General features: G+C 61.9%; 21 protein-coding genes and 2 pseudogenes. 13 read left to right on the top strand and 10 right to left on the bottom strand.

What is annotated here, in order from left to right; all coding sequences use genetic code 11:
* Positions 1–64: 64 nt before the first annotated feature.
* The 7 genes and pseudogenes from ROG8370_RS11215 to ROG8370_RS11245 all read left to right on the top strand — a co-directional run bounded on the left by ROG8370_RS11215 (position 65) and on the right by ROG8370_RS11245 (position 8,194).
* A complete protein-coding gene (locus ROG8370_RS11215; protein WP_085827173.1) occupies positions 65–1,183 on the top strand; it encodes an MHYT domain-containing protein in 1,119 nt (372 codons plus the stop codon).
* 271 nt (positions 1,184–1,454) lie between these two features.
* The gene (locus ROG8370_RS11220; protein WP_085827174.1) at positions 1,455–2,309 is read left to right on the top strand and encodes an FAD binding domain-containing protein; all 855 of its coding nucleotides are present in this window, start codon (positions 1,455–1,457) and stop codon (positions 2,307–2,309) included.
* A gap of 14 nt (positions 2,310–2,323) precedes the next feature.
* A complete protein-coding gene (locus ROG8370_RS11225) occupies positions 2,324–2,818 on the top strand; it encodes a (2Fe-2S)-binding protein (RefSeq protein ID WP_085827175.1) in 495 nt (164 codons plus the stop codon).
* Positions 2,815–5,232, top strand: coding sequence for an aerobic carbon-monoxide dehydrogenase large subunit (locus tag ROG8370_RS11230; protein WP_085827176.1), 2,418 nt, complete (start codon positions 2,815–2,817; stop codon positions 5,230–5,232). The genes ROG8370_RS11225 and ROG8370_RS11230 overlap by 4 nt, the downstream gene beginning before the upstream one ends.
* Positions 5,233–5,318: 86 nt before the next feature.
* The gene (locus tag ROG8370_RS11235) at positions 5,319–6,197 is read left to right on the top strand and encodes an AAA family ATPase (RefSeq protein WP_085827177.1); all 879 of its coding nucleotides are present in this window, start codon (positions 5,319–5,321) and stop codon (positions 6,195–6,197) included.
* Positions 6,194–7,378, top strand: a pseudogene (locus tag ROG8370_RS11240) (vWA domain-containing protein). The gene ROG8370_RS11235 and the pseudogene ROG8370_RS11240 overlap by 4 nt, the downstream one beginning before the upstream one ends.
* A gap of 69 nt (positions 7,379–7,447) precedes the next feature.
* Entirely contained in the window at positions 7,448–8,194 is a 747-nt protein-coding gene (locus tag ROG8370_RS11245; protein ID WP_306372371.1) for an XdhC family protein, read from the top strand.
* Here ROG8370_RS11245 and ROG8370_RS11250 read toward each other — a convergent pair.
* From ROG8370_RS11250 to ROG8370_RS11295, 10 genes are all read right to left on the bottom strand, one after another.
* Entirely contained in the window at positions 8,148–8,642 is a 495-nt protein-coding gene (locus tag ROG8370_RS11250; protein ID WP_170925226.1) for a hypothetical protein, read from the bottom strand. The genes ROG8370_RS11245 and ROG8370_RS11250 overlap by 47 nt on opposite strands.
* Positions 8,643–8,722: 80 nt before the next feature.
* Positions 8,723–9,217 (bottom strand): hypothetical protein, encoded by a 495-nt coding sequence (locus tag ROG8370_RS11255; protein ID WP_085827178.1) that lies wholly within the window; start codon positions 9,215–9,217, stop codon positions 8,723–8,725.
* A gap of 93 nt (positions 9,218–9,310) precedes the next feature.
* Positions 9,311–10,180: a sulfotransferase domain-containing protein gene (locus ROG8370_RS11260; protein ID WP_085827179.1), complete on the bottom strand. Its 870-nt coding sequence runs from the start codon at positions 10,178–10,180 to the stop codon at positions 9,311–9,313.
* On the bottom strand, positions 10,177–11,007 hold the full coding sequence (locus ROG8370_RS11265) for a sulfotransferase domain-containing protein (RefSeq protein ID WP_085827180.1): 831 nt from the start codon (positions 11,005–11,007) through the stop codon (positions 10,177–10,179). The genes ROG8370_RS11260 and ROG8370_RS11265 overlap by 4 nt, the downstream gene beginning before the upstream one ends.
* A 99-nt stretch (positions 11,008–11,106) precedes the next feature.
* Positions 11,107–12,246 carry a porin gene (locus ROG8370_RS11270; RefSeq protein WP_085827181.1) on the bottom strand — a complete coding sequence of 380 codons (1,140 nt, stop codon included), beginning with the start codon at positions 12,244–12,246 and terminating at the stop codon, positions 11,107–11,109.
* A 341-nt stretch (positions 12,247–12,587) separates the two neighbouring features.
* The gene (locus ROG8370_RS11275) at positions 12,588–12,974 is read right to left on the bottom strand and encodes a carboxymuconolactone decarboxylase family protein (protein WP_085827182.1); all 387 of its coding nucleotides are present in this window, start codon (positions 12,972–12,974) and stop codon (positions 12,588–12,590) included.
* A gap of 1 nt (position 12,975) precedes the next feature.
* Positions 12,976–14,298, bottom strand: coding sequence for an NAD(P)/FAD-dependent oxidoreductase (locus tag ROG8370_RS11280; RefSeq protein WP_085827183.1), 1,323 nt, complete (start codon positions 14,296–14,298; stop codon positions 12,976–12,978).
* A 103-nt stretch (positions 14,299–14,401) separates the two neighbouring features.
* Entirely contained in the window at positions 14,402–15,187 is a 786-nt protein-coding gene (locus ROG8370_RS11285) for a dimethylarginine dimethylaminohydrolase family protein (RefSeq protein WP_085827184.1), read from the bottom strand.
* 12 nt (positions 15,188–15,199) lie between these two features.
* Positions 15,200–16,381, bottom strand: a complete 1,182-nt coding sequence (locus ROG8370_RS11290; RefSeq protein WP_085827185.1) for a pyridoxal phosphate-dependent aminotransferase — start codon at positions 16,379–16,381, stop codon at positions 15,200–15,202.
* Positions 16,378–17,031 carry a TetR/AcrR family transcriptional regulator gene (locus ROG8370_RS11295; protein ID WP_085827186.1) on the bottom strand — a complete coding sequence of 218 codons (654 nt, stop codon included), beginning with the start codon at positions 17,029–17,031 and terminating at the stop codon, positions 16,378–16,380. The genes ROG8370_RS11290 and ROG8370_RS11295 overlap by 4 nt, the downstream gene beginning before the upstream one ends.
* Positions 17,032–17,167: 136 nt before the next feature.
* Here ROG8370_RS11295 and ROG8370_RS11300 point away from each other — a divergent pair, with 136 nt between their 5' ends.
* The 6 genes and pseudogenes from ROG8370_RS11300 to ROG8370_RS21420 all read left to right on the top strand — a co-directional run.
* The gene (locus ROG8370_RS11300; RefSeq protein ID WP_073195374.1) at positions 17,168–17,914 is read left to right on the top strand and encodes an ABC transporter ATP-binding protein; all 747 of its coding nucleotides are present in this window, start codon (positions 17,168–17,170) and stop codon (positions 17,912–17,914) included.
* A 53-nt stretch (positions 17,915–17,967) separates the two neighbouring features.
* On the top strand, positions 17,968–18,732 hold the full coding sequence (locus tag ROG8370_RS11305) for a transporter substrate-binding domain-containing protein (RefSeq protein WP_085827187.1): 765 nt from the start codon (positions 17,968–17,970) through the stop codon (positions 18,730–18,732).
* A gap of 6 nt (positions 18,733–18,738) precedes the next feature.
* Positions 18,739–19,491, top strand: a complete 753-nt coding sequence (locus tag ROG8370_RS11310) for an ABC transporter permease (RefSeq protein WP_085827188.1) — start codon at positions 18,739–18,741, stop codon at positions 19,489–19,491.
* Positions 19,488–20,273: an ABC transporter permease gene (locus ROG8370_RS11315; protein WP_085827189.1), complete on the top strand. Its 786-nt coding sequence runs from the start codon at positions 19,488–19,490 to the stop codon at positions 20,271–20,273. Before ROG8370_RS11310 ends, ROG8370_RS11315 begins: the two co-directional genes overlap by 4 nt.
* A 106-nt stretch (positions 20,274–20,379) precedes the next feature.
* On the top strand, positions 20,380–21,261 hold the full coding sequence (locus ROG8370_RS11320; RefSeq protein ID WP_085827190.1) for a LysR family transcriptional regulator: 882 nt from the start codon (positions 20,380–20,382) through the stop codon (positions 21,259–21,261).
* 140 nt (positions 21,262–21,401) lie between these two features.
* Positions 21,402–21,525, top strand: a pseudogene (locus tag ROG8370_RS21420) (IS110 family RNA-guided transposase); the annotation flags it as partial.

Genomic DNA, 21,525 nt, shown 5'->3' on the forward strand with positions numbered 1-21,525 from the left:
CTTTTGACGTCATCGCGACGCCGACAGGCGCGCCGACGTTGGTCAAAGAACCTGTTGGCGCTGAATGGAATTTCTGGACTACACCCATAACCTCTGGCTGGTTGCGGCCTCGCTCAGCATCTCGATGATGGCGGGGTTTACCGGGTTTTCCCTGACCAAGGGCATCGCCGGTCAGACGGTGGTCATGCGCAAACTTTCGGTGACACTGGCCGCCGTGGCGCTTGGCGGTGGCATCTGGTCAATGCATTTCGTGGCGATGCTCGGGCTGCAACTTCCGATCCCGATTTACTATGACGCGATGATCACGCTCGGCTCGGCTCTGGTGGCTATCTTGATGGTCGGGCTGGCGCTCCTGCTTTTGCATTTCTATCCTCGCACGCCGCTGATCCTGACGCTGGCCGGGGCGGTTGTCGGGCTTGGCGTGGTGGCGATGCATTACATTGGCATGTCCGGCCTGCAACTCTGCCGCGCGGTCTATACGCTGCCGGGGGTGGCCTTGGCGGTGCTGGCGTCTTGCGGGCTGAACATCGGGGCGTTTTGGGTGGCCTATGGCCAGCGGCGCCCCCGCAATATCCTGCTTGGCACGGTCTGTTTCGGGGCCTCGGTCTTTGCCGTGCATTTCGCCGCCATCTCGGGGACGCGCTTTGTCGCCGAGGCCAGCCTGCGCGAGATCGGGCCGCTTATCGGCAATGAAACCCTCGCCATCGGCGTGGTTCTCAGCAGTTTCGTGCTCTGCGGCGCGTTTCTATTGTCGGGCGTGACCTTTCTGACGCCTGCCGCGAGCGCCAATGCCGCCCCGGCCCCCGCGTCACAGGAAAAGGTCCCTGCCGCTACGCCCACGACCCCGCCCGTACTGCGCATTCCCTACGAGCAGAACGGCCAGACCCATTTCATTGATGCAAGCGATGTGGCGATTGTGCGCGCCGAGGGGCACTACACCCTGCTCTATGCCGGATCAGAGCGGTATTTCTGCGTCTGGTCGATCACCGAGGCCGAACGGCGCCTCGCCGCCGGGCCATTTGTGAAATCGCATCGCAGCTATCTGATCAACCCGGCCCATATCGTGCATTTCGAACGGCGCAAGGATAACGGCATCTGTCATTTCATCCTCGGCGACCAAACCGTGACCACCCCGGTCAGCCGCTCTCGCCTGCCCGCTCTGCGCGAGGCGCTCGGGCTTTAGGGCGCAGAACGCGGCGGCATCCCGTAGGGTGGGTGAAACCCTCGCCCGCCCGGTCGCGCCAGCCCGCAACAGCGTGGGTTTCACCCACCCTACACTTGGCGCGCGCTCAACCTTAAGGCGTCGTAAACGGATTTCGCAACTCGTGCATGCATATCGCAACTCGTGCACCGCAAGGCGGTGCTGAGGACAGATCGACAGACAATCGCGCAGCACTGCCTAGGCTATCTACAAGGTCCGCCACACCGGCCCTGTCTTTGGGAGGAGACACCACATGATACCAGCAGCTTTCGAGTATCACCGCCCCGGTGATCTGCCCTCTGCGCTTGCGCTCTTGAGCGAACATGGCGACGACGCCCGCGTCATTGCAGGCGGGCACAGCCTTATTCCGATGATGAAGCTGCGCATGGCCGAGGTCCCGCATCTGATCGACCTTCAGGCGATCAAAGCCCTGCGCGGCATCACCATTGACGGCACCCGCGTCACCCTTGGCGCGATGGTCACCCAACACGAAATTATCGCAAGTGACGCGCTGATGAGCGTCGCGCCGATCCTCGGCGAGGCCGCGCTTCAGATCGCCGATCCGCAGGTGCGCTACATGGGCACCATCGGAGGCAATGTCGCCAATGGCGACCCGGGCAATGACATGCCCGGCCTGATGCAATGCCTTGATGCCACATTTCACCTCGAGGGCCCCGAGGGCACACGCAGCGTCATGGCCCGTGACTTCTACGACTCGGCCTATATGACGGCGCGCGCCGATGACGAGATCCTGACCGCCATAAGCTTTGACGCCCCCAAGGGCGGGTTTGCCTACGAAAAGCAAAAGCGCAAGATCGGCGACTATGCCACCGCCGCCGCCGCCGTCATGCTGACCCGCGAGGGCGACACCTGCGCCGCCGCCTCGATCGCCATGACCAACCTCAGCGATGTGCCGGTCTGGTCCGCCACCGCAGGCGCCGCACTTGTCGGCACCGATGTCGGCGCTGAGGCCGTGAGCGCGGCTGTCGCCGCCGCCCTCGCCGATATTGATCCCACCGAGGACAATCGCGGCCCGGTCGACTTTAAACGCCACGTCGCCGCCATCATCATCGCCCGCGCAATCACCCGCGCCTGGGGCCGGGCCTGAGAAGGATTATCACCATGAGCAAGAAAATGCAGATCACCCTGACCGTGAACGGCGAGGCCCACGACATTCTGGCAGAGCCGCGCGAATTGCTGATTTACGTGCTGCGCGAGCGGCTCAACATCACCGGGCCGCATGTGGGCTGTGAAACCTCGCATTGCGGCGCCTGTACCGTCACGCTGAACGGCAAATCGGTCAAATCCTGCACGGTTTTCGCCGCCCAGGCCGATGGCGCCGAAATCACCACCATCGAGGGCCTTGGCAGCCCCGATAGCCTGCACGCCCTGCAAGAGGCCTTTAAGGAACATCACGGGCTTCAATGCGGCTTTTGCACGCCGGGCATGATCACCCGCGCCGCCAAGCTGCTTGAGGAAAACCCGACCCCCTCCGAAGAGGATGTGCGCTTTGGCATGGCCGGGAACCTGTGTCGCTGTACCGGATATCAGAACATCGTCAAATCCGTGCTTGCCGCAGCAAGTGACGTCAACACCGCCAAGGAGGCCGCGCAATGAACGACCTGACACCGGATCGCGAAGATCGCGTTGCCAAGCTCAAGGGCATGGGCTGTTCGCGCAAGCGGGTTGAAGACGCCCGCTTTACCCAAGGCAAGGGCAACTATGTCGATGACATCAAGATGCCCGGCATGCTGCATGGCGATTTCGTGCGTTCGCCCTATGCCCATGCGCGGGTGGTGTCGATTGATGCCAGTGCCGCGCTTGCGCTTGACGGGGTTGTCGCCGTGCTGACGGCCAAGGATCTGGAGCCGATCGGCCTGCACTGGATGCCGACGCTGGCGGGCGACAAGCAGATGGTGCTGGCCGATGGCAAGGTGCTGTTTCAAGGTCAGGAAGTGGCCTATGTGGTCGCGCGCGACCGCTATGTCGCCGCCGATGCGGTCGAGCTTGTCGAGGTCGAATACGAAGAGCTTGAGGTGATCGTTGACCCTTTCAAAGCGCTGCAAAGCGATGTGGTGCTGCGCGAGGATATCGCGGGGGAAACCAGCGGTGCGCATGGCGAACGCCGCCACCCGAACCACATTTTTCTCTGGGAAGAGGGCGACAAGACCGCCACCGAACAAGTGATCGACAGCGCCGATGTGGTGGCCGAAGAGATGATCTATTACCACCGCACCCATCCCTGCCCGCTGGAAACCTGCGGCTGTGTTGCCTCGATGGACAAGGTGAACGGCAAGCTGACGCTCTATGGCACCTTTCAAGCGCCGCATGTGGTGCGCACCGTGGCCTCGCTCTTGTCAGGGATTGAAGAGCATAACATTCGCGTCGTCAGCCCCGATATCGGCGGCGGCTTTGGCAATAAGGTCGGGGTCTATCCGGGTTATGTCTGTTCCATCGTGGCCTCTATCGTCACCGGCAAACCGGTGAAATGGGTCGAGGACCGGATGGAGAACCTGATGGCCACCGCATTTGCCCGCGACTATTGGATGAAGGGGCGGATTTCGGCCACTAAGCACGGCAAGATCACCGCCCTTGAGGCCAAGGTCACCGCCGATCACGGCGCGTTTGATGCCTGCGCCGACCCGACCAAGTTTCCGGCGGGCTTTTTCCATATCTGTACCGGGTCCTATGACATTCCGGTGGCCTATGTCGGGGTGGACGGGGTCTATACAAACAAGGCGCCGGGCGGGGTGGCCTATCGCTGTTCGTTCCGCGTGACCGAGGCCGCCTATTTCATCGAACGCATGATCGAGGTGCTGGCAATCGAGCTTGGCATGGACGCCGCAGAGCTGCGCCGCATCAACTTTATCCGCGAGGATCAGTTCCCCTATCAGTCGGCGCTTGGCTGGGAATATGACAGCGGCGATTATCATACCGCCTGGGACAAGGCGCTTGCGGCGGTGGATTACAACGGACTGCGGCGCAAACAGGCGACACAGCTTGAGGCCTTCAAACGCGGCGAGACCCGCAAGCTGATGGGCATCGGCCTTAGCTTTTTCACCGAGATCGTCGGCGCGGGGCCGGTCAAGAACTGTGATATCCTTGGCATGGGGATGTTTGATAGCTGCGAAATCCGCATTCACCCCACCGGAAGCGCGATCGCGCGTCTTGGCACGATAAGTCAGGGCCAGGGCCATGCCACCACCTTTGCCCAGATTTTGGCGAGCGAAATCGGCATCCCCGCCGACAGCATCACCATCGAGGAAGGCGACACCGATACCGCGCCCTACGGGCTTGGCACCTATGGAAGCCGCTCCACCCCGGTGGCGGGGGCGGCCACCGCCCTTGCCGGGCGCAAGATCCGCGCCAAGGCGCAGATGATCGCGGCCTACCTTCTGGAAGTGCATGACAATGACGTCGAATTTGACGTCGACCGCTTTGTGGTCAAGGGCGCGCCGGAGCGGTTCAAAACCATGACCGAGATCGCCTATGCCGCCTATCATCAAGCCATTCCAGGCGTCGAGCCGGGGCTTAAGGCGGTCAGCTATTACGATCCGCCGAACATGACCTATCCGTTCGGGGCCTATATCTGCGTGATGGATGTGGATGTGGATACCGGCGAGGCGCATGTGCGCCAGGTCTATGCGCTTGACGATTGCGGCACCCGGATCAACCCGATGGTGATCGAAGGACAGGTGCATGGCGGGCTGACCGAAGCCTATGCCATCGCCATGGCGCAGGAGATTGCCTATGATGATCTGGGCAATTGCAAGACCGCGACGCTGATGGATTTCTTTTGGCCGACGGCCTGGGAAACGCCGCATTACACCACCGATCACACCGAAACCCCAAGCCCGCATCACCCGATTGGCGCCAAGGGGGTGGGCGAAAGCCCGAATGTTGGCGGCGTTCCGGCCTTCTCGAATGCCGTACACGATGCGCTGCGCCCGTTCGGGTTGCGCCAGTTGCATATGCCGCATGATCACTGGCGGATCTGGAAAGCGGCCAATGACCTTGGTCTGCACGGTTAGGGAGCACGGGGGCGCTGCCCCCATCCAAGAAAATTCGGCGAATTTTCTTGGACTCCCCCGGAGTATTTGGGAACGGTGAAAGAGAGATGCAGGATTGGCGGGCGTTACAGAAAGGCATGGCGGATCACGGCTATATTGCGGCCGATGATCTGGCGATGGCGGTGCATATCGCCCTCTCGCTTGGCCGTCCGCTTTTGCTTGAGGGGGCTGCCGGGGTTGGCAAGACCGAAGTGGCGCGCGTGCTGGCCGCGTTGCGCGACACGATGCTGATCCGATTGCAATGCTATGAAGGGCTTGATGCGGCGCAGGCGATTTATGAGCGGAACTATCCGCGCCAGCTTTTGGCCATTCGCGCCGCCTCTGAGGCGGGCGAGACCGGCAAGGACGTCGAGGCACGGATTTTTTCCGATGACTACCTGTTGGAGCGCCCGCTTTTGCAGGCCATCCGACAGCCGGTGGCACCGGTGCTTTTGATTGACGAGATTGACCGCGCGGATGAGGAATTTGAGGCCTATCTTCTTGAAGTACTGTCAGAGTTTCAGATAACCATTCCCGAACTTGGCACCATCAGGGCCACCACGAGGCCGATCGTCATCCTGACCGCCAATGGCACGCGCGATTTGTCGGATGCCCTGCGCAGGCGTTGCATTTATGCACATGTCGATTACCCCGAACCCGCAGCAGAACTTGCAATTCTGCAAATCAGAGCCCCCGAGATCGAGGCCACTCTGGCCGCGCAGATCGTCGGCTTTGTCCAGGCCCTGCGCCGTGAAGACCTTGAGAAAAACCCCGGCATTGCCGAGATGCTGGATTTTGCCGCCGCGCTTGCCGGGCTTGGCGTAAACGACCTGATCCATGACCCCATGCTGTTGCAAGCCGCGCTTGGAACGCTGCTCAAGACCCAAAGCGACCGCGAGGCGATCCCGCCCGAGGTGGCCGCGCGTCTTGCGGGGCGCGCCGCATGAGCCGGATCACCCGGTTTGCCGCGCGCGATCCTGGCCCCGCCGCGCGCATGGCCGGGTTTGTCGCACACCTGCGCAGCAACGGGTTGCGCCTTGGGGTCGGCGAGACCCAGACCGCGCTTGCCGCGCTGACCCATGTTTCCGCTTGCGACCCGCGCGAGACGCGTCTTGCGTTGAAAGCGGTCTGCGCCGCGAATGCCGATGAGGCCGCGCGCTTTGACCTGCTGTTTGACAGCTATTGGTGCACCGATGGGCGGGTGCGCGAGAAAGCCGTGCCAAGGGAGGACAAGGCCGACAGGAAGTCCACCAACACCCGCGATCCGCAGGGCGAAAACGCCGGAGCGCGCGGCGCACTCCATAGCCCCGGTGATGGCCCCGACAGGGCAAGCGCCGATGGCGATGGCACTGGGAAATTGATCGCGAGCGGCGTTGAGAACTTGATGCGCAAGGACATGCGCCAACTTGTCAGCCCGCAGGATATTTCCGCCGCCGAGGCCACAGCGCGCCGCCTTGCGGCCGCGTTTCGGGACCGACGCTCGCGCAGGCGCCGCACCGCGCGCAAGGGTGATCAAATCCATTTTCGCCGCCTCATCCGTCAGAGCCTGTCGACGGGCGGCGAGCCGCTTACCCTGCCGCGCAAGGCCCGACCGGATCGCCCGGTAAAGATCGTGGCGCTTTGCGATGTCTCGGGCTCGATGACGATCTATGCGCGGGTGTTCCTGGCCTTTTTGTCGGGCCTGATGCGCGCGGATGACAGCACAGACGCCTATCTGTTTCACACCCGCCTTGTGCGCATAAGTGAGGCGTTGCGTGACACCGATCCGATGCGCGTGCTGAACCGGCTGAGCCTCTTGGCCGAGGGGTTTGGCGGCGGCTCAAAGATCGGTGCGGCGCTTGATCAATTCGCCCGCGGCCCGGCACGCCGCTTTGTGAACGGGCGCAGCGTGGTCATCATCCTGTCGGATGGCTATGACACCGATCCGCCCGAAAAATTGGCAAAGGCTCTGGCGCGTCTGCGCAAGCGGGGCTGCAGGATCATCTGGCTTAACCCATTGAAAGGCTAGTAGTATTATGCGCCAATTGCCGGGGGAATGGCCGCCGCCCTGCCCTATCTTGATCTATTTGCGCCCGCCACGACGCTGGCCGACCTGGCCGCGCTTGAACCCGAATTGGAGCGGCTGTGATGGCCCCGGAACTGCTTGATAGAGCCATTGCAACGGCCGTCGCCCGCCTCCGCGAGGCGCGGCGCGCCTATGCGATTGCCACCGTGGTGCGCACGGTCGGCGCGACTGCGGCCAAACCCGGCGCGCGCGCTTATCCTGGCGGATGGCGCGATTGCCGAAGGCTGGGTCGGGGGCGGATGCGTGCGCGGGGCGATGACACGCGCAGCCCTGGCTTCCATTGGCGACGGCACCCCGCGGATGATATCCTTGCGCCCCGAAGGCGAGATCGACAACCAAGAGGGAATAGAAATCGCGCGTAACGGATGCCCCAGCAAAGGGTCGATGGATCTGTTTATCGAACCCGTATTACCACAGCCCGAATTGGTGATCATCGGCGCCTCGCCGGTGGCGCGTTCGCTGGCGGCACTGGCCGGATCGTTCGGCTTTGACATCATCCAACATGACAGCGCCACAGAGCTTGGCCCGCTACCAGCGGGCGCGCGCCGCATGGTCGTGGTCGCGACGCAGGGCAAGGGCGATCTCGACGGGTTGAACACGGCACTGGACAGCGACGCAGATTACATCGGCTTTGTCGCCAGTCACCGCAAGTTCGATACCCTCGCCAAGACCCTGCGCGTGGCGGGCGCGGATGAGGCCGCACTGGCGCGGATCAACGCGCCTGCGGGTCTTGCGATTGACGCGGTAACGCCGGATGAAATCGCGCTGTCGATCCTGGCTCAGGTGGTCAAGACACGCCGCAGCGGTCAGCGCCAACCAGAGGCCGAGCCCCCTAGCTTGCACCAGCCCCCGGCCCGGTTTGACGGAAGGTCACCGTGAAATAGCCCATCTCGTCGCCCTCAACATGCACGACCTGTGCGGGGATGTTTATGCTTGGGCGGCGGGCCTCGTCTCCGGCCTGCCAAGGGCGATCGCTCACCACACAGCGCGCCTCGCTGGCGGCGTAATCGGCCGCCGGGGCGACCTCTTGCATGAACAGCAGCCCGCGCACCAAGACCGCATCGCCAAGCGACACAGAGCCCGAGCCAAGCAGCCTTGGCTCGACCCCATTGGTCAGGGTGGATTGCGCGCGGCTTTGCGCCCAGACACCACAAACCATTGTTTTGCCATTGGATTCCAGAACGTCTACCGCAACGCTGATGCCGCCGCCGCTGCTATAGGTGCCACCCGAAACCACGGGATCGGCGCCAAGGCGCGCGGTGGCGGTCCCGGTTGTGGTGGCGCAGGCCGCAAGCAGGCCGGTGGACAGGATAAGGACGTATTTCATGGCGTGAACCCCCTGGCTAAGTGACAACTCTCATCCGATAGATAGCAAGGTTGTCGATCAATACCAGTCCGATTGCCGCCTCAGCCCCCGTTTCCGGGCACAGCCGGCCCAAAGCGCACCATGTCACTGCCGACATCCACGGCGTCAAGATAGAGTTCCTTGCGCGGGAAATGCACCGTCGGGCGCAGACCTTCGTCGCCAGCCTTCCAGTCGCGAGCGGTCACGACGCAACTTGCCGGGGCGCCGCCATAATCGGGCGCACTTGCCACCTCGTTAAGCCCGCCAAGACCGCGCATAAGCGCCTTGCCCTCAAGGTTGATCGACCCCGAGCCAAGGACTTCGGTCTTTGCGCCCCTCGTCATAGAGGCCTGCCCATCGCTTTGCGACCAGACACCGCAAACCATTGTTTTACCTTCATGTTCCCGAATGTCCGCCGCGACGGCAATACCACCGCCAGAATCATATCGCCCCTCAAACACCACCGGATCAGGCAGAAGCAGGGCGCGGGTGGTGACGCTGTTGGTGCTTGTGCAGGCCGACAAAAGACCAACAAGAAGTGCCAGGGGATATTTCATGAAATCTGTCCTTTTGGGTAAACGCATACCCTCAAGAACACAGAAATTCAGCGCCAATATCCACCCCGTGCACACCGACACACAGAGGTGTGATCAGCCGTGAGCGGCGAATTCGGCAGTTTCCTTGAGCATCTCGGGATACCACTTTTCCAGCGTCGGCAAAAACGCCTCGCGGATACGGCCCACCTGTTGCGGCGTCAGATCATCGCGCCAGACACCTGCCTGCCCCTTGGCAAAGAAGGCGGTCATGCCCTGCGGTTTTTCGCTAAACCCAAGGGTCTCTTCCTGCTTTTTCATCGCCTCAAAGCTTGTCGCCTTGATCGCGCGTGCCAGTTTCGGGCCATCGACCTTCACACGCAGAAACTTTTCCAGAAGCGTGCGCATGGTCTTGGCCGGATGGCTCAGCAGGTCTTCATAGCGCACCACGTGGCGCGGCAGGCCCGGTGCCTCGGTCCAGACCTGAATATGATCATCCCAGCGGCCCAAAAGGTCATAAATCCCGGTCGGTGTGCCCATGACCGTGTCGCTATAGCACATCCGCTCAATCGCGGTGTCGATATCGGCGCCCTGATGGCGGGCAAAGGACGGGGCAAGGTCAAACGGGTTGCGCATGATATAGATCGCCGCCGCCGTAAGGTCGGGGGGGATGATATCCTGATCGAACATCCGGATCGTCTGGCAATGGGTTTTTACAAAATGATGATCCGGCTTTGACCCGGCAATCAGCCGAAGCGCCCCGGCGCGCACCTTGACCCATTCCTCAAGGGTCTCACCGCGAAACGGCTTGCCGGCCGCCGCATCGAAAAAGTCCTGACGGGTGTCACCGGTGGTGAACTGGCGCAGGTTGTTGATATCGGGCGCCTGCCCTGCCGGCATCAGGTAATGCGCCAGGAGGCTGCGCATCCATGTGTTGCCCGATTTGGGATAGCTTGCCAGCCAGATGATGCGACGCAGATTGCTCATTCCAGATATCCGTAACGTTTCATTGTGTCGCCGAACGCCGCGCGGATCGTATCGGCAAGCTCCGGGTCAAGGTCGGTTTTCCACTGGTCCTTTTGGCCCTTGCCAAAGAACTTGGTGTTTTCCTCGGGCCGTTCGATAAAACCCTGCGTCTCTTCCTGCTTTGACAGCTCGTCAAAGCTTGAAAACCGGATCGCCCGGTCAAGCCGCTCGGCTTCTACCGGCACGCCGACCAGATCAAGCACCTTGGAAAAATACTTATGCGGATCTTCCAGAAGATCCTCGTAGCGCAACACAAGGCGCGGCCAGGGCGCAAAGGCGCTCCAGCTTTTGACGTGTCCGGCCCAGGTTCCGAGAAACTGAGCAACCATTTTATCCCCTGGCGCGTTGGCATTGTCGGGATGGGTGATACGTTTTACGGCCTCGGCATTGTCGATCCCGTAATGGCGCGCATAAGACAGGACCATGTCAAGCGGGTTGCGCATGATGTAGATCGCCGAGCGGGTGTATTTATCGGGGATAAACTCAACGCCTTCGGGCGATACGCGCGCATTATGGGTTTTGACGAAGTTCACATCGGCGTTGTTGGCAACGATCGCGCGCAGCACCTTGTCACGCAGGGAAATCGTCAGCGGTATATCGTTCACGTCGATCTTTCGTCCGGCCACCATGTCATAGGTGCGAGCGATTGAATCACCCACGCCGAAATTATGAACCTGATTGATCGACAAGGGTTTGTCGGCATTTATCAGGTAATTGGCCAGAAAAATACGCGTCCACGTATTGCCTGATTTCGGGTAAGAGGCCAGCCAGACGATACTTTTCTTCATGGTCGGACAATCCGTATTCGGGTTCAAGTAAGGGTATGCCCCAAATAGAAACGGCGGGGGGAAAAGTCACCCCCCGCCGCAAATCTTACAACCGGTCGATTAGAACGACAGGTTGATCGATGTACCGACTACGGTACCGTCGACTTTGGACACGCCCATCGGGTCAGCTGCGTTGGTTGTGCCTTCTGCATAAGCAGCATAGACAGACCAGCTTACGCCGGCACCAAGCGAACGGTTACCAACAAGCTGGTAAGCTTCGTATTCGGCTTTGCCGCCGCCAAGAGCGGTTGTGACTTCACCCTGGTAGGTGTCGAAACCAACCGACCACGGGCCAGCGATGTCATAGGTCGCGCCGAGGCTCCAACCTTCTTGATCGCCAACGCCACCGGCACCGCCGTTGTCGTTCTCAGCATACGAACCACCGAACTGGAAGCCGGAAACGCCGATGACTGCGCCAAGGGCCCAAACTTCGGGATCGCTTACGCCAACTGCGTTGGTGTCTGCGGTACCCCAACGGGCGCTCAGGCTGAGATCAACACCGTTGAACGACTGGCTGTAGCCGGCGCCAAGGTCGAAGATGTCTCTCAGAACGGTTGCGTTACGATCAGGTGCACCGTTGTTCGTGGAACCTGCGTTGGTTCCTTGTACAGCGGCGTACGACACACCAAGTGTCAGGCCGTTGAACGAGGGAGTGTAATAGGTGATGCGCTGAACGTCGTTGTTGCCACCAACTTCAGTCCAGGACGAAACAGCTGCCTGACGGAAGTTCCAGGGCTGGTTACCACCTTGGCTGATCGACAGCGGAATGAACGCCGAGACGGAGGGCGAGTTGATGCCGATGCCGCCAGCAACCTGAGGCGCTGCAACGGAGAGTTTGTAACCGGCCGAGTTCTCGTTGCCGAGGTCGATGCGGCCCAGTGTGTCGCTGGAGATCGAGGCAAACGATTCGTCGACGATCGCGCCACCGGAGTTTTTGGCTTCGTACTGAACGTTGATGCCGAAGGTCATGCCGTTGTCGAGCGTAACCGACGGAGTGAAGTGGATTTCACCGTTCTGGAAAACATCAACACCGTCATAGTCGGTGCCGGTACCAAGGCTTGCCGAGGTGCTTACGCTGGCGATACCAACGTGGGTGTTATAGTAACCGCCCCAATCCATGTCCCATTCCTGGGCAGATACGGGTGCAGCAATGGCGCAGCCGAGTGCGATTGCGCTGGTGCAAAGAAGTTGCTTTTTCAAGGGAGACCCTCCTCAATAGCAGGTTTTCAAGATCCGCCGCACCAGTCATTGGACGCGGCTTGAGGCATGGAATGCGGCAAACACCCCCCAACTGTCAACGCACCCCCCCGCGCCGCCGCGCTTGTTGGCCATGTTGTGACGTTTAAATCACACACCCTTTGAACCACTCGGGGGGAAAGTCGGTCGCAAGCGCCCCTTTATGCGGGGCTTAGCCCTTTGAAACAAGGGCTTGAGGCGTCTCCACCCCAAGCCCCTATCAGTTGTGGCACTTGCGCGCCTCTTGGTGTCGATAGTCCGCCCCAAGCTATACCGAGGCCGGGAAAACGAACCGCAAGCGCGACTCACTTATCCTGTTCTGCAAGAACCTTCCTGGCCGCGCGGAAGCATTCAAGCGCCTGCGGTACACCACAGTATATCCCGACCACATGGATGATGGCGCGGATTTCCTCGGGGGTGACGCCGTTGTTGATCGCGCCCCGGCAATGGATTTCCCATTCGTGCATCTTTCCAAGCGCGCCCAGCATCGCGAGGTTCATCATCGAGCGGGTCTTGGCGGGAATCACCTCGTCGCCCCAGCCAAAGCCCCAGCACCAGGCGGTCATCGCCTCCTGAAAGGGGCGGGTAAAGTCATCCGCCGCCGCCAGGTTCTTTTCCACATATTCGGCCCCCAGCGTCGCCTTGCGCTGTTGCAGCCCCTGCACAAACAGATCTTCGTCAAAAACGCTCATTTCAATTTTCCTTTCGCGCCTGCCAGTTTTCTTTTCGATCAACAACCTGGCGATACCACATATCCGCCGCCGCAAGGAAATGCGGCTTTTGCAGTGGGTGGAGCCAGCTTGGCCGAAGCGGTGTCGCGCTATAGGCGGTCTGCCCGCGCGCATCATTCATCGCCTGATAGGCCGCCTTGGCCCCAAGCCAGGGCGCCATCACCGTGCCCGAGCCGGAAAAGCCCATGGCGTAATGCACGCCCCGGTCATGACCCACATAGGGCATGTGCGAAAACGAATAGCCGGTAAACCCAAGCCAGCTGTGGGTGAGGCGCGTGCCGCGCAACTCGGGCCATATCCCGGTCATGGTCTCGTAAAGCCGCGCGCCCGCAGTGTTCGGGTCAAGCGCCTTCATCGACGCGCGCCCACCAAACAGCACCCGCTTTCCATCGGGCGAAATCCGGAAATAGCTGTGGCGCGCGCGGGTCTCGACCATCATCCGGCGCCCCGGCGCGATGTGACCGATCAGGTTGGCGGGCAATTCCTCGGTCGCGATAAGATAACTCGGCAGCGGAAACACCCGCGCCATATGCCAGCGAAAGGCCTTCGTCGTGTAGCCATTGGTCGCCAGAACCACCTTGGCGGCGCGAATCTGGCCCTTGGGCGTATGGGCAAGATGCTCTTTTCCCGCCGCCTCCAGCGCCGTCACCGGCGCGTGGCTAACCACCGGGATGCCGCGCGCGCGCACGGCCCGCAAAAGGCCCTGATGAAACTTGGCCGGATGGATCGCGCAATGTTCGGGAAAGAGCAGACCGCCGAAATAATGCCCGGTGGCAATCTCCTGCCCCAGATCGGCGCGCTCGACGATGCGCGCCTCGACCTCGGATTTCTCGGTCACGGTTTTCGCAAGCCTGCGCTGATTGGCGAAATGCCCACGCGTCCAGGCCAGTTGAATGCGCCCGGTCTCTTGCAGGTCACAGTCAATCGCGTTGGCCTTGATCAACGCCTTGACCCATTCCAGCGAGGGCTTGGCCTCGGCAAAAAGCGCATCGGCCACCTCGGCCCCGAATTTGCGTGCCAACTCGGGCCAGCCAAGCCGGGGGTGCGCGCCAAACATGCCGCCATTGCGCGTCGAGGCGCCGCTGCCCGGCTCGCCCGCATCCACCACAACCACCCGTGCGCCACAGTCCTGCGCCGCAAGCGCCGCCGAAAGCCCCGCATAGCCCGCGCCGATCACCAGCAGGTCGCAGCGATCCGGCAGGTCCTGCCCCGGCTCTGGCGCATCAAGCGCCGCCCACCAATAGGGCGTGCCGCGCTCTGCCTCTGATGCCCATTGCACGCTCATCTGTGGTGCTCCTTATACATAGCCCTCTGTGGCCACCCGGACCGACGCTGAAATCATTGTCGAAACATCGCGCCGCTTACAATCGGATTTGCGCAAGCGCCGTTTAAAACCGCAACGACAGGCAGGACATGCCGCCATCAAGCTTGGCGCATTCCGAATTGTTGATCTCAACCACCTCAAACCCGGCGCGATCCAGCATCTCGGCGGTGCGCCCAAAGCCCGCCGCCATGATCACCGAGCTGTTGAAGCGGATGCAATTGGCCACCGCGTCTTCGCCCTCGGGCACAAGCAACACCTTATAGCCGTCAAAACAGCCCGAGGCCGCAAGCCGCCCGGTGGCAAGGATGGTCTCGCCGTCAAGCAGCCCGCAATCGGTCTTGAAATGCAAAACCCCCTCGGGCGTGTCAACCCGGCGCAGGGCATGGCCCCAGTCGCCAACGATCTCGGCCAATTGCGCCACGCCCTCCGGGTTGGTGCGTGCCGACAGCCCCACCAGAACCTCGCGTCCGGTCACAAGGATATCACCGCCCTCGATGCATCCCGGCGCGGTGATTTCGCGCAGGTTTTCGCCGTAAAACGCGGCCAGCGCCGGGGCCATTTCGGCCACCTCGCCCTGACGGCTTGGCGCGCCGGGGCGCATCAGGACCGCGCCCTGCGGCAGACACAGTGCCGTATCCTCGACAAACACCGCATCGGGAAAGGCCTCCAAAGCGGGCAGTTCGACCACCTCGGCGCCGGTGCTCCTGAGCGCGGCCACATAGGCGGCGTGATCGCGCAGCATCTGGTCAAGATCGGGCCTGCCGATATCCTCGGCGCGCAGCCCGTCGATGATGCTTGCGCCCGGCTTGCGGGTGATCGCGCGGCGGAATTCAAAACTCGGGCTGGTCATGTCCTGTCCTTTCTAGATGCCGGGGGTGGCGCGCGCATGCGCCACGATCCGGTCAATCGCTTCGCCAAACGGCGCATCCTCGACCGTGAGCGCGACGCGCACCCAATCGTTCAATGTCTCGCCAAAAGACGTGCCCGGCATCACCGCAACGCCGGTTTTCTCAAGCAGATCAAGCGCATAATCATGCCCGGTCATGCCGGTGCTCTGGGTGTTGATCATCGCAAACATCCCCGCCTCGGGGCGGTGAACGAATAGCTCGGTTTCGCCCTCAAGCCGACGCGCCAGAAGATCGGCGCGCGCCGCAAAGCGCGCCCGCATCCCCGGCGCCACGTCAGAGCCCGCGCGCACCGCCGCCTCTGTCATATCGGCGATGAAGGGCTGATTGCCAAACAACATGGTTTCCGACAGCGACAGCAACGCCTCGGTGAACTCAAGCGGGCCGACGCACCAGCCGCTTCTGAACCCCGGCGCGGCGTGGGATTTCGAGATCGACGAGACCGCCACGACCCGCTCGGCCAGATCGGGCTCGGCCAGGGGGGAAACAAAAGTTGCGCCCTCGAAGACCAGATCTTCATAAACCTCGTCCGAGATGATCCAGAGATCATGTTCGATCGCCAGCCGCCCGATTGCCGCGATATCCTCGGGGCACAGGATCGCGCCGGTCGGGTTATGCGGCGTGGTCAGCAAAATCGCGCGGGTTCTGGGGGTTATGGCGCGCTCCACATCCGCCGCCGCCATCCGAAACCCGTTTTCCGGGCGCAGGGGAACCGGCACCATATCGGCCCCGCTGGCGCGAATGACGCCCTCATAGGTGGCATACATCGGATCGCCGACAAGCACCTCTGATTCGGCCTCGGCCACGGCCATCAACACCGCGTAAAGCGCGGTTTGCGTGCCGGGAAAGCACATCACCTGATCAGGGTGAAACACCCGGCCCCGCGTCGCGCCATAGCGCTCGGCAAGGGCGCGGCGCAGACCCGGCTCGCCGCGCCCGTCCGAATAGCCGGTGCGCCCGGCGCGCATGCCCGCATAGGCCGCGTCCTTGAGGGCGTCGGGCGTCGGCACATCCGGCTCGCCAATCGTAAGCTGAATGACATCGCGGCCCTCACGCGCGAGGGCCTTGGCGCGCGAATGTACCTCCCATTTGGCGCCGCCAAGCCCTGCAAGCCGGTCTGTTATAGATGAAAATCTCATTCCTGCGCCTCTGTTCCTGTCAAGTTCATCCCAAGGATCGCGCCAACCGATTGCACCGCGATCGCCGCAAGCTCTCCCTCCTGAAACGCGTCGGGAAGCGCGCCGCCCTCAAGCCAGAGCCCGTCAATCACCGCATTGCAGGCAATCGCAAGCGGGCGGCAGTCGCGCGAATCGGCGGCGCGCCCGTCTTGCGCCAGAACCTCGGCAATCAGCGCCTCAAGCCGGTCGCGAAAACCGTGATAGCTGCGCGCGTGAACCTCCTGCATGCGCGCGTCCTGACGCACCTGCGTCAAAAACCCCGCCCAAAGCGCAACCGAGCCCGCATCCGCCACCGGCGGCGTGACCGAGGCCACGACCAATGCCGCCAATCGCGCCCTTGGCGTGGCCCCCTCCGCCTTGGCAAAGGTCTGTTCGGTGAGCGCATCCATGTGTTGGGTATAGGCCGCCAACACCAGATCTTCCTTGGTGGAAAAATAGTGCCGGATCAGGCCTTGCGTGACCTCGGCGCGCTCTGCGATGGCGCGCACGGTGGCGCCGCGCACGCCCTCTTCGGCGATCAACCCGAGCGTGGCGCGCACCAGCGCCTCTTTGCGCTGATCGGCCCCCTCGCGCCTGAATTTGCGGCGGTCCCCTTGCACGGTCATCCCCATCCTGCGGTGCGCGTAATTATACGCTTGCATAATTAACCTTCATCGGCCTTACTACAAGCTGAAAAGCGTGCCAATCGGAGAGTGCAACCCCGTGACCGCCCAAGCCCGACATTCCAGTGCCCCCGCCCCGGCGGACATGGCAATTGTTGTCGAGAACCTGCATAAATCCTTTGGCGCGCTCGAAGTGCTCAAGGGTGTGTCGCTTAGCGCGCGCAAGGGCGATGTGGTGGCGATCATCGGCGGCTCGGGGTCGGGCAAATCGACGATGCTGCGCTGTATCAACTTTCTGGAAACGCCAAGCTCTGGCAAAATTGTCGTCGCAGGCGAAGAGATCGCCATGCGCGCCGACGGAAGCCCTGCCGACCGCCGCCAGATCGAGCGCATTCGCACCCGCCTTGGCATGGTCTTTCAGGCCTTTAACCTCTGGACCCACCGCACCCTTCTGGAAAACGTGATCGAGGTGCCGGTCTATGTCCTCAAGACCCCGCGCGCCGAGGCGATTGCGCGGGCGCGCGTCCTTCTGGATCGGGTCGGGCTGGCCGATAAGGCCGATACCTTCCCCGCCTTTCTATCGGGGGGGCAGCAGCAGCGCGCGGCGATTGCACGGGCTTTGGCAGTTGACCCAAGCGTGATGCTGTTTGACGAACCGACAAGCGCGCTTGACCCGGAACTGGTCGGCGAGGTTCTGACCGTGATCCGCGATCTGGCCGCCGAAGGGCGCACCATGCTGCTTGTCACCCACGAGATGAAATTCGCCCGCGAAGTGGCCAATCATGTGGTCTATCTCTTTGAGGGGCAGATCGAGGAACAAGGCCCGCCCGACCAACTTTTCGGCGCGCCCAAATCGGCCCGCCTCAAGCAATTCCTGCAAACCGTCGGCTAAAGAAACGGGCGCAGGGCACGACCAAAAACGATAACCAACACGGGAGAACGACCATGACATTGAAAACCATCCTTGCCGCCGCCGCCCTTGGTGCGGTTGCCGCCACCGCCACCTTGGCCGAAGAGGTCAAGATCGGTATTGCCGCCGAACCCTATCCGCCCTTTGCCTCGGTTGATGCCTCGGGCACCTGGATCGGCTGGGAGGTTGAAGTGATCGACGCCGTTTGCGCCGCCGCCGCGCTGGATTGCGTGCTGACGCCGGTGGCCTGGGATGGCATCATCCCCTCGCTGACCGGCGGGCAGATCGACGCGATCATGGCATCCATGTCGATCACCGAAGAGCGCATGAAAACCATCGGCTTTTCCGACGCTTACTATAACACCCCCACCGTGATCGTCGGCGACAAGGCACTTGATCTCGATGCCACGCCCGAGGGGCTAAAGGGCAAGATCCTCGGGGTTCAGGCCTCGACCATCCATCAGGCCTATGCCCAGCAATATTTCACCGATGCCGCCGAAATCCGCATCTATCAGACCCAGGACGAGGCCAATCAGGATCTGGTTGCGGGCCGGATTGACGCGACCCAGGCCGATAGCATCGCCATGGCCGATTTCGTCTCGACCGATGCGGGTGGCTGTTGCGAGATCAAGGGCACCGTCGCCGATGATCCGGCGATCCTTGGTCAGGGTGTCGGCGCCGGTGTGCGCAAGGGTGATGACGACTTGCGCGCCTCGCTGAACAAGGGCATCGCCGCCATTCTGGCCGACGGCACCCACGCCGCGATCACCTCGCGCTACTTCAAAGCCAGCATCTACTAAGCCGGTTTGGAAAGCCTGCTCGATACCCTCGGGCTAAGCCAGTCCGTGCAACTTTTGTCGCTCTCGCCTCCGGGCTGGGGCGGCAACCTGTTGCGCGGGCTGGCCAACTCTTTGCAGATTGCGCTTGGGGCCTTTGGCTTTGGTCTTTTGATCGGGCTCTTTGGCGCCTATGGCAAGCTTTACGGCGGCCCGATCCTGCGCGACCTGCTGGCGATCTACACCACCGTGATCCGCGCGGTGCCCGAACTCGTGCTGATCCTGATCCTTTATTACGTGGGCAGCGACCTGATCAATCAGGCCTCGGTTGCCATGGGCTATGGCCGGGTTGAAATCAGCGGCGTCGTGGCCGGCATCTGGGTGCTTGGCGTGGTGCAGGGCGCCTATTCGACCGAAGTTCTTCGCGGTGCCATTCAGGCGATTCCGCCGGGGCAACTTGAGGCCGCGCGCGCCTTTGGCATGCCGCCGCTGATGACGCTGCGCCGCGTGACAATCCCGGCGATGATGAGCTTTGCCACGCCGGGGCTGGCCAATCTGTGGCTCATTGCCACCAAGGATACCGCCCTCTTGGCCATCGTCGGCTTTAGCGAGCTGACCCTTGAAACCCGCCAAGCGGCCGGCAGCACCCGCGCCTATTTCACGTTTTTCCTTGCCGCCGGCGCGCTTTACCTGATCGTCACGCTGTTTTCCGGTGCGATTTTCGCGCGCATCGAGAAATGGGCCCGGCGCGGGCAACCCTCGCTGAAGGAGGGCAATAGATGACCGGCTGGCGCGCATTCATGCAACCGCATCGCCTCTTTCTGATGGCGCTTTTTGGCGGGCTGATCCTGTGGTGCGCGCTCTCGCTTCGCTGGGACTGGCTGCCGGAATACGCCCCACTCGCGCTTGAAGGGCTATGGCGCACGATCTGGATTCTGGTGGTCACCACGGTGCTTGGCTTTGCCCTCGCGGTGCCGCTTGGATTGGCGCAGGCCGTGGGGCCGTGGTATCTTTCCGCCCCGGCAAAGGCATTCTGCACGGTGATCCGGGGCACGCCGCTTTTGCTGCAAATCTGGCTTTTGTACTACGGGCTCGGCTCGCTTTTCCCACAATTCCCGTGGATTCGCGGCTCCGAACTCTGGCCCTATCTGCGACAGGCCTGGCCCTATGCGGTACTTGCCCTCACCCTGTCTTATGCGGGCTATGAGGGCGAGGTGATGCGCGGTGCCTTTGCATCCGTAAACAAGGGACAGCTTGAGGCCGCCCGCGCCTTTGGCATGCCGCGCCTGACCATGTTCCGCCGGATATGGCTGCCGCAGGCCATCCGCAATGTCCTGCCGACGCTTGGCGGGGAAACCATCCTGCAACTCAAGGCGACGCCGCTTGTGGCGACGATCACGGTGATCGAGATCTATTCGGTTTCAAGCCGGGTGCGCTCGGACACCTTCATTGTTTACGAGCCGCTGCTTTTGCTGGCACTTGTCTATATGATCATCGCCGGGATCATCGCCTTTGCCTTCAAAAAGGTTGAGGACCGCGTGCCCGACCGCCCTCGCCGGGGATAGCGTCGCGTCCCGCGCGGCAAGGGTCGCGAACCCCATAGACAGGCCCGACCTGCCTCCATATTTCAAACTAATCTGAATTCCGCGCCATATCTTCAGGGGCTCTGAAATGTCGATCAAGATCGAAATGCTGCGCTGTTTTCGCACTGTCGCCGATCACGGAAGCCTCGCCGAGGCCGCAACCGCGCTTGGGCGCACGCCCTCGGCCGTGTCGATGATGCTCAAACAGTTCGAGGATCACATCGGCGCGCCGCTGTTCGAGACCGCGCGCAAATCGCGCCTCACCCCTCTCGGAGAGCTGGTACAGATCGAGGCCAGCCGCGAATTGGCGCATTTCGATCGTACCATTGCCGCCATCGAAGGGCTGTCGCGCGCCGAGCTTGGCCATGTGCGCCTTGCGGTCACCCCCTCGGTCGCGCAGGCGGTGATGCCGCCGATCCTGCAAAGCTACATGAAAACCCATCCCGGCGTGCGCATCGACATGAGCGATAGCGATTCCGCCAGCGTTCAGCGCGAGTTGACCGCCGAGCGCGCCGATATCGGGCTGGCAAGCCTGCCGCCGATGCCGGGCTTTGACCGCCGCCTTGTCTTTACCGATGCCTTCGGCCTTGTCTGTCGCGCCGATGATCCTTTGACGCGCGCGTGGAAAACCCTTGGATGGGGCAATCTGGCGGGTGAAAATTTCATCGCCAATGGCCTCTGCCAGCATATCACCGACGCCGATTTCGCGCCGATTCTGGCCAACTCGATGCTGATGGTGCACAACACCACCTCGATCCTTAGCCTAGTGCGCGCGGGCGTCGGGGTGACCGTTCTGCCAGAGCTGACCGTGCTGCCGGAATTCTCCGATCTCGCCTTTCTTCCACTCACCGACAGCACGGCGCGGCGCGAGGTCTGGATGGTGACACAGCCCGAGAAAATGCTCACCCCCGCTGCCCGTGTTCTGGCGCGCACGATCCGGCAGGCGAAGATTTCGGTCGATGGCGACTGAACCACTACCGGCTGGCGCCGGTAGGATCAGCGATGTGCTGTTCCAGGTACTGAAGATGGGGTGGTTGCCGCCCTCCCCTGACGGCATCGCAATGTGCCAAGATGGTGGTCTGTAGACCATCTAACGGAGAGGACGGCAAAATGAAGGATACAATGATTGGTGTAGATCTGGCGAAGAGTATTTTCCAGGTTCACGGGGCATTGCTGTCGGGGAAGGAACAATTCCGCAAAAAACTGACACGGCCCCAGTTCTGGAAATTCATGT

It is taken from the genome of Roseovarius gaetbuli (assembly GCF_900172365.1).
Taxonomy (GTDB): domain Bacteria; phylum Pseudomonadota; class Alphaproteobacteria; order Rhodobacterales; family Rhodobacteraceae; genus Roseovarius; species Roseovarius gaetbuli.